The organism is Nonomuraea turkmeniaca (assembly GCF_005889735.1).
Taxonomy (GTDB): domain Bacteria; phylum Actinomycetota; class Actinomycetes; order Streptosporangiales; family Streptosporangiaceae; genus Nonomuraea; species Nonomuraea turkmeniaca.
The window spans coordinates 1-16,208 of the sequence record NZ_VCKY01000240.1; the positions used below are offsets into that span (position 1 = coordinate 1).

Consider the following 16,208-nt stretch of genomic DNA (forward strand, 5'->3'; position numbering starts at 1 on the left):
GGAGCATGACGATCGAGTCCTTGCCCCCGGAGAAGAGCAGACACGGACGTTCGAACTCGGCGGCCACCTCTCGCATGATGTGGATGGCCTCGGCTTCGAGCACGTCAAGCTGCGACGTCGTGTAGTCGCGCTGGAGCATGGATGCTTCCTCCGGCGTTTCAGCGGTGCAGGTCCCGAATCCCGGCGAGCAGGGATGCCGCCAGCTCCGGTAGGGAAACCAGAATATCGGGTAGTGACGGGTCGGCTTGGTTGTAGGTGAGCTCTGAGCCGTCGATTCGGCTCGCGTGGGCTCCGGCGGCCAGTGCGACGGCGACGGGCGCGGCCGAGTCCCATTCGTACTGGCCACCGGCGTGCACGTACGCCTCGACCTCGCCGGTGAGCACCGCGGAGATCTTCGCCCCGGCGGAGCCGATCGGCACCAGGTCGGCGCCCGCGAGGATGGCGAGTTTCTGGACGAACTCGGGCGGCCTGGTGCGACTTACCGCGATGCGGAAGCGGCCGCCGTCGTAGGCGGGCGGCTTGGGCGGGTCGGCGGTGGTCAGCGTGCGGCCCTGGGCGGGCAGCGCGACGGCTCCGGCGGCCAGCCGCCCGCGCTCCCACAACGCCACGTGCACGGCCCAGTCGGCCCTGCCCTCTCCTGTGCCCACGACCCCGTCTCGGTCACGCAAGCTGCCGCTTCCGGGGTCTACTCGCCGCTCCGAAAACTCCCGGGTGCCGTCGAGCGGGTCCACGATCCACACCCGGTCCGCCGTGAGCCTGCGCGGGTCGAGGCGCTCCTCGCGGGTGGCCTCCTCGGACAGCACACTGTCGCTGGGCCGCAGCCGGGCCAGGGACTCCATGAGGAAGACGTGGGAGGCCCGGTCGCCCTCCGCCTTGAGCGCGGGCCCGTCGCCGAACCCCAGGCGCTCCCGGATCCGCAGCAGCCGTTCGCCCGCCTCGCTCGCCAGGTCGGCGGCGAGGGCGTGGTCGTCGCGAATCGTCATCAATATGCTCCTTGCCCGCGGGCGACGGCCGACCACGTTTTCCACAGGATCTGCAAGTCCAGCGTGAGGGACCAGTTCTCCACGTAACGCAGGTCGAGACGTACGGATTCCTCCCAAGATAGGTCAGATCTACCACTGACCTGCCACAGTCCGGTCAGCCCAGGACGTACGAGGAGCCGTCTGCGCACGTCGTCACCGTAGCGCGCCACCTCCTCAGGCAGCGGCGGCCGGGGCCCTACCAGCGACATGTGGCCGCGCACGACATTGATGAGCTGGGGCAGCTCGTCGAGCGAGTGGCGGCGCATCCGCGTGCCGAGCGGCGTGACCCGCGGATCGTTCCGGATCTTGAACAGCACCCCGTCGCGGTCGCTGACCAAGGTGATCTTCTGCTCCTCGGAGCCGCGCCGCATGGTGCGGAACTTCAGGATCGTGAACAACTTCCCGTCCCTGCCCACCCGGGTCTGCCGGAACAACGCGGGTCCCGGGCTGGTCACGCGTACGGCCACCGCGAGCCCGGCCAGCACGGGCGCCAGCAGTGCCAGCAACCCGACGGCGACCAGCCGGTCGAAGACATTCTTGACCAGCTGCCTGGCCCCGGTGAGTTCGGGATGCTCCACGTGGAGGAGCGGCAGCCCGGCGGCGGGCCTGATCATGGTGCGCGGCCCGGCCACGTCCATCAGCGCGGGGGCGACCACGAGCTCGGTGTGCGTGCGCTCCAGCCGCCAGGCCAGCCGCCGCAGCGCCTGCCCGTCCATCTCGGGGCAGGCCAGCACGGCCACGGTGTCGGCGTCGTACTGGGCCACCGCCAGCGGCACGTCGCTGAGGTCGCCCACGACGGGCACCCCGGCCACCCACTCCCCGGGCGCGGCCTGCGGGACGCAGGCGGCCACGACGTCCATACCGTGGTAACGCGCCTTGCGGAACAGCTCGACCAGCTCGGCGATCGAGGCCGCGTGACCGGCCGCGACGACCTTGCGCATGCACGCACCCGCCGCCCTGCGCCGGTGCAGCGAGCGCCGCAGCGCGTGCCTGAAGACCAGCGTGAGCAGTGTCACAAGGGGCAGCGCGAGCACGACGTAGCCACGGGCGACGTCGGTCTTGGTCAGGTAGGACCCGATGGCGGTGCCGGCGGTGAGCGCCACACCGCACTGCAGGATCCTGCGGAACTCCTCGGAGCCGACGCCGATCATGCGCGGCTCGTAGGCCCGGTTCAGCGCCACCGCGCACGTCCACACCACCGGCAGCGCCAGGCTGACCAGCAGGTACGGCAGCACGTACGGCGTGAGCCCGCCGAACCGCACGAAGAAGGCCACGGCGGACCCGATGCCGGCCCCGCAGAGGTCGGCGGCCACGGCACGCAGGCGGTAGGAGCGGATCCAGGCAGGTGTGCGGGGCCCGCCCCGCCACGAGACCACATGGCCGACGGTCATGAGTCCCACACCGCGCACGCACGCCTCCAAGGTGACCCTCCACGAGCGGACGGTCACCCATCGTAGCGGCGCGTCAACCGGAGAACCGGCGAAAGAACCTATGCGGCAATCAGCGAGGAGGGCCGGAAATGTGCAGATCAGCCCGGTGGTACTCGTTCTGTGTAGCTTCCAGGCCGCGGGCCATCAGCGACTCCACGACGTCGGCTGCCCGGTCGACGAGGAAGGGCAGATCCTTGCGCTCGGCGGTGGCGAAGTCCTTGAGCACGAAGGCGGCGGCGTCCATGCGGCCGGGCGGGCGCCCGATCCCGAACCGGACCCGCAGGTAGTCGCGGGTGCCGAGGACCTTGGTGATCGACTTGAGGCCGTTGTGGCCGTTGTCACCCCCGGCGAGCTTGGCCCGCAACGCGCCGTAGGGCACGTCGAGCTCGTCGTGCACGACGATGAGCCGGTCCGGGCCGATCTTGTAGAAATCGGAGAGCGCCTTGACGGGTCCGCCGGACAGGTTCATGTACGTCAGCGGCTTGGCCAGGATCGCGGCACGGGTCTCGCACACCTCGGCCCGGCTCTTGTGCGCCTTGAACCGCCCGCCCGCCCTGGCGGCCAGCTCGTCGAGCACCATGAATCCGGCGTTGTGCCGGTTGCCGGCGTATTCGGGCCCCGGGTTGCCCAGTCCGGCGATCAGCCAGCGGTCCATGCGCTTCCCTTTGATCGCGAAAACGGGGCGGCCGGGTGCCGGCCGCCCCGTTCACGGTGGTTACTCGGCCGGGGCCTCGGCGGTCTCGCTCTCGGCGGCGGCCTCGGCGGCCGGAGCCTCGGCGGCCTCCTCGCCCTCAGGAGCCTCGACCGGCTTGGCGTTGACCTGGAGGATGACGGTCTCGGGGTCGGCGACCAGCGTGGTGCCCTCCGGCAGCACGAGCTGGGCGGCGGTGATGGCGGTGCCGATCTCCATGCCCTCGACGTCGACCTCGACGCCGGTCGGGATGTGGGTGGCCTCGGCCTCCACGGCGACCTGGACGAGCTGCTGGTCGAGCAGACCGTCGGAGTGGACGTCGCCGACGGTGGTGACCGGGATCTCGACGGTGACCTTCTCGCCGCGCTTGACCAGGAGCAGGTCGACGTGCTCGACGAAGCCCTTGATCGGGTCGCGCTGCACGCCCTTGGGCAGGGCCAGCTCGTCCACGCCGTCACCCTTGAGGCGGATCAGCACATTGGGCGTGCGGAGGGCGAGCAGCACCTCGTGGCCCGGCAGGGTCAGGTGCTTGGGGTCGATGCCGTGCCCGTAGAGGACGGCGGGCACCTTGTCGGCGCGGCGGATCTTGCGAGCGGCGCCCTTGCCGAACGCGGTGCGCGGCTCGGCGGCGATACGTACTTCAGACACGACATCTCCTAGGGATGCATCGGGAATCGGTGTGGTGCGCGCTCACCCTCACCCGCCCTAGCGGAAGGCGTTACGAGCGCAACCTGTTCAGTCTACAGCGCCGCTCGACCTCCGGCCGCCCGGCGCAGTGGCTGCGTCTATCGGTTCACGCGCTCCGGTCGTTCACGTGTCGCCTTCGAACAGGCTCGTCACCGAGCCGTCGTTGAAGACCTCGGTGATGGCGCGGGCGATGAGCGGCGCGATGGACAGGACCGTCAGCTTGTCGAACCTGTTGGCCTGCGCCAGCGGCAGCGTGTTGGTGACGATGACCTCGGAGATCTTGGAGTTCTTCAGCCGGTCCACGGCCGGGTCGGAGAAGACCGCGTGGGTGGCGGCGGTGATCACGTTGGTGGCGCCCTGCTCGTAGAGGGCGTCGGCGGCCTTGCAGATGGTGCCCGCGGTGTCGATCATGTCGTCGATCACCACGCAGGTGCGGCCGCGTACGCGTCCGACCACCTCGTTGACCTTCACCTGGTTGGCCACGTCGAGGTCGCGGCGCTTGTGGATGAACGCCAGCGGCGTGCCCAGCGTGTCGGCCCAGCGCTCCGACAGGCGGACGCGGCCGGTGTCGGGCGAGACGACCGTCGTGTGCTCCAGGTCGAGCTTGTTCTTCAGGTAGCTCTCCAGGACCGGCATGGCGAACAGGTGGTCCACCGGGCCGTCGAAGAAGCCCTGGATCTGGGACGTGTGCAGGTCGATCGACATGAGCCGGTCGGCGCCCGCGGTCTTGAACATGTCGGCCATCAGCCGGGCCGTGATGGGCTCGCGGCCGCGGCCCTTCTTGTCCTGGCGGGCGTAGCCGAAGAACGGCATGACCACGGTGATGCGCTTGGCGGAGGCCCGCTTCAGCGCGTCGACCATGATGAGGTGCTCCATGATCCACTTGTTGATGGGGGCCGTGTGGCTCTGGATCACGAAGGCGTCGCAGCCGCGCACGGACTCCATGTAGCGGGCGTAGATCTCGCCGTTGGCGAAGTCGATCAGCTTGGTGGGCGTGAGTGAGACGCCGACGTGCCGGGCGACCTCGTCGGCCAACTCCGGGTGGGCCCGCCCGGAGAAGAGCATCAGGTTCTTCTCACCGGGCTGCTTGATGCTGGTCATGAGATCTCCTTCGGAGCTCTCATGCCCATGGTGCTGTGCTCATTGATGCCCTCGACAAGCTCGGTCATGCTTCTTTCTCCTGCTCTTGCCCCGCCAGCGCCCGCTCGGCGGCCGCGGCGGACTTCGTGCCCGCGCGCCTGCGCAAGACCCATTTCTCGATGTTGCGCTGGCGTGCTCGGGCCACGCCGATCGCGCCCGGGGGCACCTCGTCCACGATCACCGAGCCCGCGGCCGTGTAGGCGCCGTCGTTGACGGTCACCGGGGCGACGAGCATGGTGTCGCAGCCGACGAACGCGCCGTCGCCCACCGTCGTGTGGTGCTTGTTGACCCCGTCGTAGTTGACGAAGACGGTGGCGGCGCCGATGTTGGCGTCCTCGCCGATCGTGGCGTCGCCCGCGTAGGTCAGGTGCGGCACCTTGGAACGGTCGCCGACCTTGGCGTTCTTCATCTCGACGAACGTACCGGCCTTGGACTTGCGGCCGAGCACGGTGCCGGGCCGCAGGTAGGCGTACGGGCCGACGTTGGCCTCGGGGCCGATCTCGGCGCTGTCGCAGACGGCGTTGCGCACGACGGCCCGATCGCCGACGCGGGTGCTGGTGAGCGTGGTGGCCGGGCCGACCTCGGCGCCGGTCTCGATGACGGTGTCGCCGTGCAGCTGCGTGCCGGGGTGGATCACGGCGTCAGGCGCGATCCGCACGCCCACGTCGATCCACGTGCTGGCCGGGTCGATGATCGTGACACCGGCCCGCATGTGGTCCTCCAGCAGGCGCTGGTTGAGCACCTTGCGGGCGGCGGCGAGCTGCACGCGGTCGTTGACACCCTCGACCTCGACGTGGTCGCCGGCCACGCAGGCGCCGACCCGATGGCCGTCACCCCGCAGGATGGACAGGACGTCGGTGAGGTATTCCTCGCCCTGGGCGTTGTCGGTGGACACGCGCTTGACGGCGTCGGCGAGCAACTCTCCGTCGAAGGCGTAGATGCCGGAGTTCATCTCCTTGAGGGCACGCTGCTCCGGTGTGGCGTCCTTCTCCTCGACGATCTCCAGGACGGCGCCGCTCTCGTCGCGGATGATCCGCCCGTAGCCGGTCGGGTCGGGCACCTCGGCGGTGAGCACGGTGACCGCGTTTCCGTCGGCGGCATGCCGTTCGAGCAGCGCGGCGAGGGTCTCGGTACGCATGAGCGGCACGTCGCCGTACGTGACCAGCACCGTGCCGGAGATCGTGCCGACCTCCTCGAGCACGGTGCGGACCGCGTGCCCGGTGCCGCGCTGCTCCCGCTGGACGACGGCGCGGGCGTCAGGGCTGGTGGCGGCGAGGTATCCGCCGACCTGCTCGAGCGCGTGGCCGATGACGACGATGAGCCGCTCGGGCCGAAGGCCGCGGGCGGCGACGAGCATGTGGTCCACCAAAGCACGGCCGCACAGCTCGTGCAGAACCTTCGGGGTCTGGCTCTTCATCCGGGTGCCCTCGCCCGCGGCGAGGACGATGACAGCTGCCGGGCGCGGCACACTCACGGACTGAGGCTCCCTGTGACTGGACGGATCAGGGCATTTGGTACGGCTACCGCACCGCTACCCTCCCGACACCGTGAGGATACCTGGCCGGACCCGGGACATTTCCGCCGGGGATGACCTCAGAGCTCCCGGAAGAGGACTCGAACCCCTACAAAGTGGACCAAAACCACTTGTCCTGCCGATTAGACGATCCGGGACAGATCGGACGCGTGGCGTCCGACACACCCCTACGATACCGAGCCCGGACCCCGGTGCGCGCCCGTAATTCCCCGCCACACCGGATCTTCCCAGGTAGCGGCGGGAACGCCGCATAACAGACCGTCCCTAAAGCGGCAAGGTACGAACCCCACTCACCTCGTTCGGGGAACCATCACATTCCTTATATCCCTGCTTAGGTCTTCCTTACTTACGATGGCGTAGGTTACGGTTGCGTAGACCGGACATTCATCCTCATACATGTCGTTGGAGGTCGCCCATGACCGTTCTCGCCGAGCGCTCCGCACCCACCCCGAAGCCCGATTCCGAGCCCGAGCCGAAGTCCCGCGCCGAATTGATCACCTTCGGTCTGGTCGTCGGTCTGCCCCTGGTCGCGATCGCCGCCGCCGTGCCGTTCGCGTGGGGATGGGGGCTCGGCTGGACGGACATCGCGATCGCGTTCGTCTTCTACATGGTCTCCGGGCTCGGCGTCACCGTGGGGCTGCACCGCTACTTCACACACGGCTCGTTCAAGGCCAAGCGGCCGCTGAAGATCGCGCTGGGCATCGCCGGCAGCCTGTCGCTGGAGATGTCCGTGCTCGACTGGGTGGCCACGCACCGCAAGCACCACAAGTTCTCCGACAAGGAGGGCGACCCGCACTCGCCGTGGCGTTTCGGCCCTGGCTTCAAGAACATGGCCAAGGGCCTGCTCTACGCCCACATGGGCTGGCTGTTCGAGAGCGAGCGCACCAACAGGGAGAAGTACGCGCCGGACCTGTGCAAGGACGAGGACGTCCAGAAGCTGCACAAGTGGTTCGGCCCGATCGCGGTCGCCTCGATGGTGCTGCCCGGCGTGCTGGGCGGGCTCATCACCTGGTCCTGGCAGGGCGCGCTGACCGCGCTGTTCTGGGGCACGCTCGTCCGCATCGGCCTCCTGCACCACGTGACGTGGTCGATCAACTCCATCTGCCATGTCTTCGGCGAGGAGGACTTCCAGGTACGCGACAAGTCCCGCAACGTGTGGTGGCTGGCCATCCCGTCCTTCGGCGAGTCGTGGCACAACCTGCACCACTCCGACCCGACCTGCGCCCGGCACGGCGCCCTCAAGGGTCAGATCGACCTGAGCGCCGGGCTGATCCGGATCTTCGAGAAGCTGGGCTGGGTGTACGACGTCCGCTGGCCGACGCCGGAGCGCCTGGCGGCGAAGCGCATTGCCTGACGACAATAATCCGATGAACGGTCATGGATCCGTGGCCGTCATGATGGAAACCGTGACCGAACCCCGATCTCGCAGGCGTATGTCCGGTAGCGAGCGAAGAGAGCAGCTGATCCGCATCAGTCGCACTCTCTTCGCGGAGAAGGGGTTCGACGGGACCTCTATCGAGGAAATCGCAGCTACCGCACAGGTGTCGAAACCCGTGGTGTACGAGCATTTCGGTGGCAAGGAGGGCGTCTACGCGGTCGTGGTCGACCGCGAGATGCAAAAACTCCTCGTCATGATCACGGATGCCCTGGCGGCGTCCCACTCCCTCATCAAGCTGGAGCGCGCCGCGCTGGCGCTGCTGCAGTACATCGAGGAGAGCAGCGAGGGCTTCCGCATCCTGGTGCGCGACTCGCACGCCGCGTCGGGCACCGGCACCTTCGCGAGCCTGATCAGCGAGATCGCCAGCCAGGTCGAGGACGTCCTGGCCGACGAGTTCGCGGCCCGCGGCTACGACCCCAAGCTCGCGCCGATGTACGCGCAGATGCTGGTCGGCATGGTGGCGCTGACCGGGCAGTGGTGGCTGGACGTACGCAAGCCGGGCCGCGAGGAGGTCGCCGCCCACCTGGTCAACCTGGCCTGGAACGGCTTGACCGGGCTCAACCCCGACCCCACGATCACCGCGATCTCCCGCGAGCAGTCGTCCACGCCCCCCAAGCCGCGCCCCACGGAAAAGGAGCTGCGCGAGCTGGAGAAGGCCCGCGAGAAGGAGGCCAAGGAGGCGGAGAAGATCCACCAGCGCGAGCTCAGGGAAGCGGAAAAGGCCCGGGTGCGCGAGCTGAAGGAGCGCGAGCGGCTGCTGAAGGAGGCGGAGAAGGCCCGCGAGCGCGAGGACAAGATCCGCCAGCGGGAGGCGAGGCTGGCCGAGCGCGCCGCCCGCCTTGAACAGGTCGATCAGTCTGAGTGACCGCCATGAACGTCATTGACGATAATGGCCGGACGGGAATGACCGACCGGAGTGTGTCGTTGCTACTCCGTTAACGTTCTGTTCAACCAATAAGGGCAATATAGGTCATATGTCCGCCGAACCACTGCAATCCGCCAATGACCTGCCGCTACCACAGGAGCGGTTCCTCAACCGTGAGGAGAGCTGGCTCCAGTTCAACGAGCGGGTGCTGGAGCTGGCCGAGGACTCTACGCTCCCGCTGCTCGAGCGGGTGCGGTTTCTGGCGATCTTCGCGAACAACCTGGACGAGTTCTTCCGGGTGCGGGTGGCGGGTCTCAAACGGCGTATGGCGACGGGCTTGCTGCTGCGGACCAAGAGCGGGCTGAAGCCGCGCGAGGAGCTGGTCAGGATCGCGGGGATCGCGGACGACCTGGCCAGGCGGCACGCGGCGGTGTTCCACGACAAGATCTCCCCGGAGCTGGCGGGCGAGGGCATCGAGATCGTCCGGTGGGAGGACCTGGGCCGCGAGGAGCGCACGGAGCTGCGCAAGCTCTTCAGGGAGCGGATCAGGCCGGTGCTGACGCCGCTGGCCGTGGACCCCGCACACCCGTTTCCCTATATCTCCGGGCTGAGCCTGAACCTGGCCGTCCTGGTGCGTAACCCGGCGACCGATCACACGGTCTTCGCGCGGGTCAAGGTCCCCTCGCAGCTGCCGCGGTTCGTACCGGCGTCCAAGGACCGGTTCGTCCCGCTCGAGGACGTGATCGCGGCCCACCTGGGGCAGCTCTTCAAGGGCATGGAGATCCTCCAGCACCACGTCTTCCGCGTCACCAGGAACGAGGACCTCGACGTCGACGAGGACGTCACCGAGAACCTCATGCAGGCGCTGGAGAAGGAGCTGCTCAAACGGCGTTTCGGCCCGCCCGTCCGGCTGGAGGTCGAGAACACGATCACGCCTGAGGTGCTGGCCCCGCTCGTGGAGGAGCTGGAGCTGGCGCCGCACGAGATCTACCGCCTGCCCGGGCCGCTCGACCTGTCCGGCCTGCACGCCATCGCCGACCTGGAGCGTGGCGAGCTCAGCTACCGCCCGTTCGTGCCGGCCGAGGTGATCAGCGCCGAGGACGACCTCTTCTCGGTGCTGCGCGAGCGTGACGTGCTGCTGCACCACCCGTACGACTCGTTCTCCACCAGTGTGCAGCAGTTCATCGAGGTGGCCGCGGCCGACCCCAGGGTGCTGGCGATCAAGCAGACCCTCTACCGGACCAGCGGCGACTCCCCCATCGTGGACGCTCTGATCGACGCGGCCGAGGCGGGCAAGCAGGTCGTGGTGGTCGTGGAGATCAAGGCGCGCTTCGACGAGCACGCCAACATCTCCTGGGCCAGGAAACTGGAGCGCGCCGGCTGCCACGTCGTCTACGGCGTGGTCGGGCTGAAGACCCACTGCAAGCTCGCGCTCGTCGTCCGCCAGGAGCCCTCGGGCGAGCTGCGCCGCTACTGCCACATCGGCACCGGCAACTACAACCCCAAGACCGCCCGGCAGTACGAGGACTTCGGCCTGCTCACGGCGGACCCGCTGGTCGGGGAGGACGTCACCGACCTGTTCATCCACCTGACCGGCTACTCCAACCACTCCGCCTACCGCAGGCTGCTGGTCGCGCCGCACTCCATGCGCAGCGGGCTCGTGGCCAGGATCGAGCGGGAGATCGCCCACCAGCAGGCCGGACGTCCCGCCAGGATCCGGATCAAGACCAACTCGCTGGTGGACGAGCCGATCATCGACGCGCTCTACCGGGCGTCCAGGGCGGGCGTGCCGGTGGATCTGTGGGTACGCGGCATCTGCATCCTCAGGCCCGGCATCCCGGACCTGTCGGAAAATATCCGCGTAAGGTCAATTCTGGGGCGCTTCCTGGAGCACTCCCGCGTGTACGAGTTCGGCCTGGGCCGGCGGCCCGAGGTCTGGATCGGCAGCGCCGACCTCATGCGCAGGAACATCGATCGCCGCGTCGAAGCCCTCGTCAAGGTGACGTCGCAGCAGCACAAGGCCTACCTCATCGAGCTGATGGACAAGGCCATGGCCGAGACCACGAACGCGTGGTGGCTCAACTCCGATGGCACGTGGGCCCGCCACGCCGGCGAGGACCTGCAGAGCCATCTCATCGGCACGCGCCGCTGGAGGACCGTTGATGACTGACCTGCTCCGCGCCGCCGGAGCCGTGGTCTGGAGGGGTGCCGAGAGCAGCCCCGAGGTCGCTGTCATTCACCGCCCCGCCTACGACGACTGGACCTTCCCCAAGGGCAAGCTGAAGACCGGGGAGCACGTGATCGCGGCGGGCCTCCGTGAGGTGCGCGAGGAGACCGGCATGACCGTCGCGCTCGGCCGTGCCCTGCCGCCCGTCCACTACATCAGCAGGGGCCGGCTCAAGCGGGTCGACTACTGGACGGCCCAGGCGGTCGCCGACGACGGGTTCGCGCCCGGCGAGGAGGTGGACGAGCTGCGCTGGTTGCCGCTGGAAGAGGCCAAGAGGCTGATGTCGTACGAATGGGACGCGGGACTGCTGCGGGCCCTGGCGGTGGCGCCGCTCGAGACCGTGCCCCTCGTCCTCGTCCGGCACGGCTCGGCCGGCTCCAGGAACGAGTGGACCGGCGACGACGCGCTGCGGCCGCTGGACACCGACGGCCGCTCCCAGGCGGCCACGCTGGCCACCGCGCTGCCCGCCTACCGGCCAGAGGTGCTGATGAGCTCGCCCAGCGCGCGCTGCGTGCAGACGTTAGAGCCGTACGGTGACGCTTACGGCGGCGAGATCAGGATCGAGCCGCTGCTCAGCGAGGAGAGTCAGGACCCGCACAAGACGCCGGCCCTGGTCGGGGACCTCACGGTGCCCGCCGCCGTGTGCAGCCACGGCAAGGTGCTGCCTGAGCTGATCCAGACGCTCAGCGGCAAGAACGTGCACCTGCGCAAGGGCGCGTTCGCCGTGCTGCACAAGACGGCCGGGCGGGTCGTGAGCGTGGAGCGCTACGCCGCCTGATCGATCATCAGGGTCACCAGGTGACGGGCAGTTTCGCGAACCCGTCGGCGATCCTCCCCCTGCTGCGCGGCAACTCCTCCATGGGGACGGCCAGCCGCAGCCCGGGGAAGCGCTGGAACAACCTGCTGAACACGGCCACCAGCTCGACCCTGGCCAGGCTGGCGCCGATGCAGAAGCGCGGCCCGTACCCGAAGCTCAGGTGCGGGTCGGTCTGCGGACGGCGGATGTCGAACACGTCCGGATCGGGATAGATCCGCTCGTCCCGGTTGGCCGCACCGGGAGTGATCACGACCGCCTCGCCCCTGTGGATGGTGCGGCCGCCGATCTCAATGTCCTCGTGGGCGTACCTGGGCAGGCCGTGCAGGCTCGTCACGGTCATGCGGAGGATCTCCTCGACCGCGCCAGGCGCCAGTCCCGGATCGGCCTTGAGCAGGTCGAGCTGGTCCGGGTTGGCGAGCAGGAGCAGCACGCCGTAGTCGATGCGGTTGACCGTGGTCTCGTGACCGGCGAACAGCAGCGCGCCGGCCAGCTCCGCGATCTTGCCGTCGTCGTCGAGCTCGCCGGCCAGGTCGGACAGCACGTCCTCGGCCGGCTCGTGCCGCTTGCGCTCGATCAGGCCCGCCATGTAGGTGCTGAGCTCTTCCCTGGCGGCCATGCTCTTGTCCGGGTCGAGCATGTCGCCCATGCGCTCCGACACGCCGCCGAAGTAATCCCTGTCCTCGTACGGCACGCCGAGCAACTGGCAGATGACCAGCACCGGGAGCGGGAAGGACAGCTCGGCGTGCAGGTCCGCCGGCGGCGCCGGCTTGGCGAGGTGGTCGAGCCGCTCATCCACCAGCGAGCCCACGTGCTCGGAGAGCGCCTTCATGCGCCGGGCCGAGAACGCCGGCACGAACAGCTTGCGCATGCGGTCGTGCTCGGCCTTCTCCGTGGCGATGTCGCCCTGCGGGCCGCCGAGCAGGGCCGAGCTCGACAGTCGCGCGGCCTTTTCAGGCTCCGGATGGGAACGCCCCAACCGGCTGTCGTTGAACAACTGGCGGGCGTCCTCGTAGCCGCTGACGAGCCAGACCTCGTCACCCATCCGGGTGCGTACCTTGGCGATGCCCTCCTTGACCCGGAGCTCCCGGTAGGCCGGGGGCACGTCGAGCAGGTCGCTGCGTTCGAAGGGAATGACCGGAAGATTGCTCATAGAAGCTTCCCCACTGCTTTGACAGTTTCCGCCCATACCCTGGGGAAGTCGGCGTGTGCCCGTTCTGCGATGTTCCGTTCTATCCCGACCAGCAGCCCGTAGGTGAACGTGTCCTCACCTGCCTGACGGGCGCTCTCCGCCTCCTTCGCCAACGTCTCCTGCGCGACCACGCCGTCCTGGTGCGTCCCCAGTACTTCCTGGATGTCCTCGGCCAGCTTAGCCAGCTTGGCCATGTCCTTGCCGAGGGTGGGGGCCAGCGCTTCAGCGGTGTATCGAGCGCGTTTGGCCGCCTTGCGCACGTCGTGCATGGCGATCTCGCGGCGTTCGAGGTCCTCGATGGCCTGGGCGGAGTCGTACGCCCTGGTCACCCGGTTCCAGCCGGCCGCCGCGATGGCGCTGAGCCGCTCCTGTGCCGGCTTGGCCGCCGCCTTGCCCAGCTTCGGCTCGGCGACGAGGTCGTCGAGCGCGTTGAGCAGGGCGTAGTAGCGGTCGCCGCTGAGCGCTTCCTTGATCCGGACGTACGCCTCCTGCTCGCGGGTGAGGAGGTCCGTGCCGAGCCTGGTGTGGATCGGACCGATGATCAGCTCTGGGGCCACGCGCGCGAGCAGCTTGGTGAACCTGGCCCTGGTCACCTCCAGGTCGCGGGCCTCACCGAGCACGTTGCCGAGCCACTGCAGCTCCTCCTGGAGCTGTTCGGTGTCGACGACCACGGTCTTGAACGCCTTCATCGCGCTCCGCAGCCGGCGGCATGCCACGCGCATCTGGTGCACGGCGTCGTCCTCGGCCCGGCGTACCCGGGGGTCCTGGGACAGCAGTGCGTTGACCTGGCTCGCCAGGTAGTCGACGACGATCTCACCCGCGGAGCCCGGCGCGGTGCGGGCCTTGGCCGGAGGGGTGGGTTCGAGGAGCTTGGCGAGCTTGCTGGTGGCCTCGGAAGCGGTGGCGCCGGCCTTCCTGAGCCGCTTGCCGACCTTGGCCAGCAGCGCCTGCCGGCTGTCGTCGAGCAGTTCGGCCTCGACCTCACGCCATCGCACGACTCTTTCCTCGGCTGATTCGCGCGGATAGACGGTGCCTTTGACGCGGTCGTCGGCGATCTCGACCAGCCGGGTCTCGCCGTCGTGCAGGACCGTGACGCTCCTGCGGGTGTCCAATTCGGCGACCACCTGGAGATCGGCGCCCCGGGTGTAGGCGCGGACGAGTTCGGCCAGTTCCGGAGGCACGATCTTGGTGCTGCGGGTGAGCGGATGAGTGATCTCCTGCCGCACGCCCTTGGCCTTGGGCAGTTTCAGGTGCCAGCCGGCGTCGTGGCCACCTCGTCGTCGTCTGAGCGTGACGCCTCGGGCGGCCAGCCGCAGATCAGGCGTGTCATAGTAAAGGGCCACGAGCTGGTAGCTTCTCGGGCCCTCGACGTCGGCCAGACCGCTCAAATTGGGGATCGCGTATTCCTGGGGAACGTCGAATTTGTCCTCGATCTCGATGCCCACTAGACCTCACAAGTGTCCGATTTCGGACAATGATGCCACCATCAGGTGAACATCACACGAGTTGCATGAGTTCGATTCTGTTGCCGACCGGGTCGGAGACGTAGATTCGCCGATATCCGGGAAACAGGTCGTCGGCGATCGCATCCGGCAGGCGGGTGCGGAAGGCGTCGAGGTCGTCCACCAGGAAGGCGGGATGGGCCTTGCGCGCGGGGCGGAAATCGTCCTCGATGCCGAGATGGATCTCTACGCCGTCGCCACGGAACCACACGCCGCCTCGGCCGGCCAGCTCAGGCGGCTTGGGCACCTCCCGCAGGCCCAGCACGCCCGCGTAGAACTCCCGTAAGAGCGGCTCGCTGCCTCTGGGCGCGGCGAGCTGAACGTGATGCAGCGCTGTGATCATTTCTGCGCAACCACGAAGATCCGCCTGAACGGGAACGGTGTGCCGTAGCGCCTGGCCGGATACGCCTCGGCCAGCCGCCCGGCCAGGTCAGCCTTGAAGCGTCGCTGCTCGTCCGGGTCCAGCCGGTCGAATATCGGGCGCAGGGCGGTGCCGGAGACCCAGTCCAGCACCGGGTTCTCGCCCTGGAGCACGTGCACGTACGTCGTCTCCCAGGCGTCCACCTGGGTGCCGCCCTGGTTGAGCAGGTCCAGGTATTCGGCGGGGTCGTCGACCGGGTGCCCCCTGATGACGTCGCTGAGCTTGTCGGACCAGGCCCGGGAAGCGCACAGCTCGCGGATCGCGACGTGACTCGGCGCGTCGAAGTTGCCCGGCACCTGGAAGGCCAGCCAGCCGCCCGAGGCCAACTCCTCCATCCAGTGCTCCAGCACGTCGCGGTGCGCGGGCACCCACTGCAGGACGGCGTTGGAGATGATCACATCCATCGGCCGGTCCGGCCGCCAGGTGGCCACGTCGGCGACCGCGAACCTGGCGGAGGTCTTCAGCTGACGCGCCTTGGTGATCATCGCGGGTGAGGCGTCGAAGCCCTCGATCGTCGCGTTGGGCCAGCGATTGCCCAGCTCGACGGTGAGCTCACCACTGCCGCAGCCGGCGTCCACGACATAATCGGGATCGACCGCCCCCACTCTGGAGATCAGCTCGATGAACGGCCGCGACCGCTCGTCCGCGTAGACCGCGTAGGTCACCGGGTCCCACATATCTCTTGACATGAAGATAATTGATATCGAGAGAGATATCTCGATGTCAAGACAGTACACTGCTGTGTCATGACGGAGGATGCGAGAGACGAGGTCGACCGACTCGTCGCGGCTTGGCGAACGGAACGCCCCGACCTCGACGTCGAGCCACTCCAGGTGCTCTCTAGAGTGTCACGACTCGCCAAGCATCTCGACCGGGCGCGGCGGGCCGCGTTCGCCGAGCACGATCTGGAGCCCTGGGAGTTCGACGTGCTGACGGCACTGCGGCGGGCCGGGAAGCCGTACGAGCTCAGCCCCGGGGCGCTGCTCCGCGCCACCCTGGTCACCTCGGGGACCATGACCAACCGCATCGACCGCCTCGCCCAGGCGGGGCTGGTCCGGCGGCGGCCCGATCCCGAGGATCGGCGCGGCGTGCTCGTGTCCCTGACGGACACGGGACTGGCCCGCGTCGACGCCGCCTTCGCCGACCTGCTGCGGCGGGAACGTGATCTCCTGTCGGGGCTCGGCCTGGACGATCAGCGCTCCCTCGCGTCCCTCCTCCGCATGCTCCTCGCCCCCTTCGATTCCC

General features: G+C 68.5%; 15 protein-coding genes, 1 tRNA gene and 1 pseudogene. 5 read left to right on the plus strand and 12 right to left on the minus strand.

Translation table 11 applies throughout. The annotated features are described in order from the left end of the window. From ETD86_RS43990 to ETD86_RS44025, 8 genes and pseudogenes are all read right to left on the minus strand, one after another. Nucleotides 1-139, minus strand: a pseudogene (locus tag ETD86_RS43990) (sulfate adenylyltransferase subunit CysD); the annotation flags it as partial. A 19-nt stretch (nucleotides 140-158) separates the two neighbouring features. After that, nucleotides 159-983 carry a 3'(2'),5'-bisphosphate nucleotidase CysQ gene (locus ETD86_RS43995; protein ID WP_211370691.1) on the minus strand — a complete coding sequence of 275 codons (825 nt, stop codon included), beginning with the start codon at nucleotides 981-983 and terminating at the stop codon, nucleotides 159-161. After that, complete coding sequence (locus ETD86_RS44000; protein ID WP_138672587.1) at nucleotides 983-2,413, minus strand: sugar transferase; 1,431 nt, start codon at nucleotides 2,411-2,413, stop codon at nucleotides 983-985. Before ETD86_RS44000 ends, ETD86_RS43995 begins: the two co-directional genes overlap by 1 nt. Nucleotides 2,414-2,522: 109 nt before the next feature. Further along, nucleotides 2,523-3,107: an aminoacyl-tRNA hydrolase gene (gene pth / locus ETD86_RS44005; RefSeq protein WP_138672577.1), complete on the minus strand. Its 585-nt coding sequence runs from the start codon at nucleotides 3,105-3,107 to the stop codon at nucleotides 2,523-2,525. A gap of 60 nt (nucleotides 3,108-3,167) precedes the next feature. Next, the gene (locus ETD86_RS44010; RefSeq protein ID WP_138672578.1) at nucleotides 3,168-3,791 is read right to left on the minus strand and encodes a 50S ribosomal protein L25/general stress protein Ctc; all 624 of its coding nucleotides are present in this window, start codon (nucleotides 3,789-3,791) and stop codon (nucleotides 3,168-3,170) included. A 162-nt stretch (nucleotides 3,792-3,953) separates the two neighbouring features. Then, nucleotides 3,954-4,931, minus strand: coding sequence for a ribose-phosphate diphosphokinase (locus tag ETD86_RS44015; protein ID WP_138672579.1), 978 nt, complete (start codon nucleotides 4,929-4,931; stop codon nucleotides 3,954-3,956). 64 nt (nucleotides 4,932-4,995) lie between these two features. Next, entirely contained in the window at nucleotides 4,996-6,444 is a 1,449-nt protein-coding gene (glmU, locus tag ETD86_RS44020; protein ID WP_138672580.1) for a bifunctional UDP-N-acetylglucosamine diphosphorylase/glucosamine-1-phosphate N-acetyltransferase GlmU, read from the minus strand. Nucleotides 6,445-6,569: 125 nt separating this feature from the next. Further along, a tRNA-Gln gene (locus tag ETD86_RS44025) sits at nucleotides 6,570-6,641 on the minus strand. A gap of 278 nt (nucleotides 6,642-6,919) precedes the next feature. On the opposite strand from ETD86_RS44025, the gene ETD86_RS44030 reads away from it, so the two are divergent. From ETD86_RS44030 to ETD86_RS44045, 4 genes are all read left to right on the plus strand, one after another. After that, nucleotides 6,920-7,858, plus strand: a complete 939-nt coding sequence (locus ETD86_RS44030; RefSeq protein WP_138672581.1) for an acyl-CoA desaturase — start codon at nucleotides 6,920-6,922, stop codon at nucleotides 7,856-7,858. 79 nt (nucleotides 7,859-7,937) lie between these two features. Beyond that, nucleotides 7,938-8,807 (plus strand): TetR/AcrR family transcriptional regulator, encoded by an 870-nt coding sequence (locus ETD86_RS44035; protein WP_246149215.1) that lies wholly within the window; start codon nucleotides 7,938-7,940, stop codon nucleotides 8,805-8,807. A gap of 109 nt (nucleotides 8,808-8,916) precedes the next feature. Then, nucleotides 8,917-10,977 carry an RNA degradosome polyphosphate kinase gene (locus tag ETD86_RS44040; RefSeq protein WP_138672582.1) on the plus strand — a complete coding sequence of 687 codons (2,061 nt, stop codon included), beginning with the start codon at nucleotides 8,917-8,919 and terminating at the stop codon, nucleotides 10,975-10,977. After that, entirely contained in the window at nucleotides 10,970-11,812 is an 843-nt protein-coding gene (locus ETD86_RS44045) for an NUDIX hydrolase (protein ID WP_246149208.1), read from the plus strand. The genes ETD86_RS44040 and ETD86_RS44045 overlap by 8 nt, the downstream gene beginning before the upstream one ends. Nucleotides 11,813-11,825: 13 nt before the next feature. Here the strand turns inward: ETD86_RS44045 and ETD86_RS44050 are convergent, their stop codons facing one another. From ETD86_RS44050 to ETD86_RS44065, 4 genes are read right to left on the minus strand one after another with little or no spacing between them, the layout of a single operon-like run. Next, nucleotides 11,826-13,001 (minus strand): cytochrome P450, encoded by a 1,176-nt coding sequence (locus ETD86_RS44050; RefSeq protein WP_138672583.1) that lies wholly within the window; start codon nucleotides 12,999-13,001, stop codon nucleotides 11,826-11,828. Continuing rightward, nucleotides 12,998-14,485, minus strand: a complete 1,488-nt coding sequence (locus ETD86_RS44055; RefSeq protein ID WP_138672584.1) for a CYTH and CHAD domain-containing protein — start codon at nucleotides 14,483-14,485, stop codon at nucleotides 12,998-13,000. The genes ETD86_RS44050 and ETD86_RS44055 overlap by 4 nt, the downstream gene beginning before the upstream one ends. A 52-nt stretch (nucleotides 14,486-14,537) precedes the next feature. Continuing rightward, nucleotides 14,538-14,885, minus strand: a complete 348-nt coding sequence (locus ETD86_RS44060; RefSeq protein WP_138672585.1) for a VOC family protein — start codon at nucleotides 14,883-14,885, stop codon at nucleotides 14,538-14,540. After that, nucleotides 14,882-15,652, minus strand: coding sequence for a trans-aconitate 2-methyltransferase (locus ETD86_RS44065; protein ID WP_246149213.1), 771 nt, complete (start codon nucleotides 15,650-15,652; stop codon nucleotides 14,882-14,884). The genes ETD86_RS44060 and ETD86_RS44065 overlap by 4 nt, the downstream gene beginning before the upstream one ends. Nucleotides 15,653-15,709: 57 nt before the next feature. On the opposite strand from ETD86_RS44065, the gene ETD86_RS44070 reads away from it, so the two are divergent. Further along, nucleotides 15,710-16,208: MarR family winged helix-turn-helix transcriptional regulator (locus tag ETD86_RS44070; protein WP_138672586.1), on the plus strand; the 499-nt coding region annotated here is incomplete at its 3' end.

Excerpts from the sequence above, each read along its gene's own strand:
- ETD86_RS43995 (WP_211370691.1), bottom strand. The coding sequence starts at position 983 with ATGACGATTCGCGACGACCACGCCCTCGCCGCCGACCTGGCGAGCGAG.
- ETD86_RS44035 (WP_246149215.1), top strand. The coding sequence starts at position 7,938 with ATGTCCGGTAGCGAGCGAAGAGAGCAGCTGATCCGCATCAGTCGCACT.
- ETD86_RS44040 (WP_138672582.1), top strand. The coding sequence starts at position 8,917 with ATGTCCGCCGAACCACTGCAATCCGCCAATGACCTGCCGCTACCACAG.
- ETD86_RS44015 (WP_138672579.1), bottom strand. The coding sequence starts at position 4,931 with ATGACCAGCATCAAGCAGCCCGGTGAGAAGAACCTGATGCTCTTCTCC.
- pth (WP_138672577.1), bottom strand. The coding sequence starts at position 3,107 with ATGGACCGCTGGCTGATCGCCGGACTGGGCAACCCGGGGCCCGAATAC.
- ETD86_RS44000 (WP_138672587.1), bottom strand. The coding sequence starts at position 2,413 with ATGACCGTCGGCCATGTGGTCTCGTGGCGGGGCGGGCCCCGCACACCT.
- ETD86_RS44045 (WP_246149208.1), top strand. The coding sequence starts at position 10,970 with ATGACTGACCTGCTCCGCGCCGCCGGAGCCGTGGTCTGGAGGGGTGCC.
- ETD86_RS44060 (WP_138672585.1), bottom strand. The coding sequence starts at position 14,885 with ATGATCACAGCGCTGCATCACGTTCAGCTCGCCGCGCCCAGAGGCAGC.
- ETD86_RS44050 (WP_138672583.1), bottom strand. The coding sequence starts at position 13,001 with ATGAGCAATCTTCCGGTCATTCCCTTCGAACGCAGCGACCTGCTCGAC.
- ETD86_RS44065 (WP_246149213.1), bottom strand. The coding sequence starts at position 15,652 with ATGTCAAGAGATATGTGGGACCCGGTGACCTACGCGGTCTACGCGGAC.
- ETD86_RS44030 (WP_138672581.1), top strand. The coding sequence starts at position 6,920 with ATGACCGTTCTCGCCGAGCGCTCCGCACCCACCCCGAAGCCCGATTCC.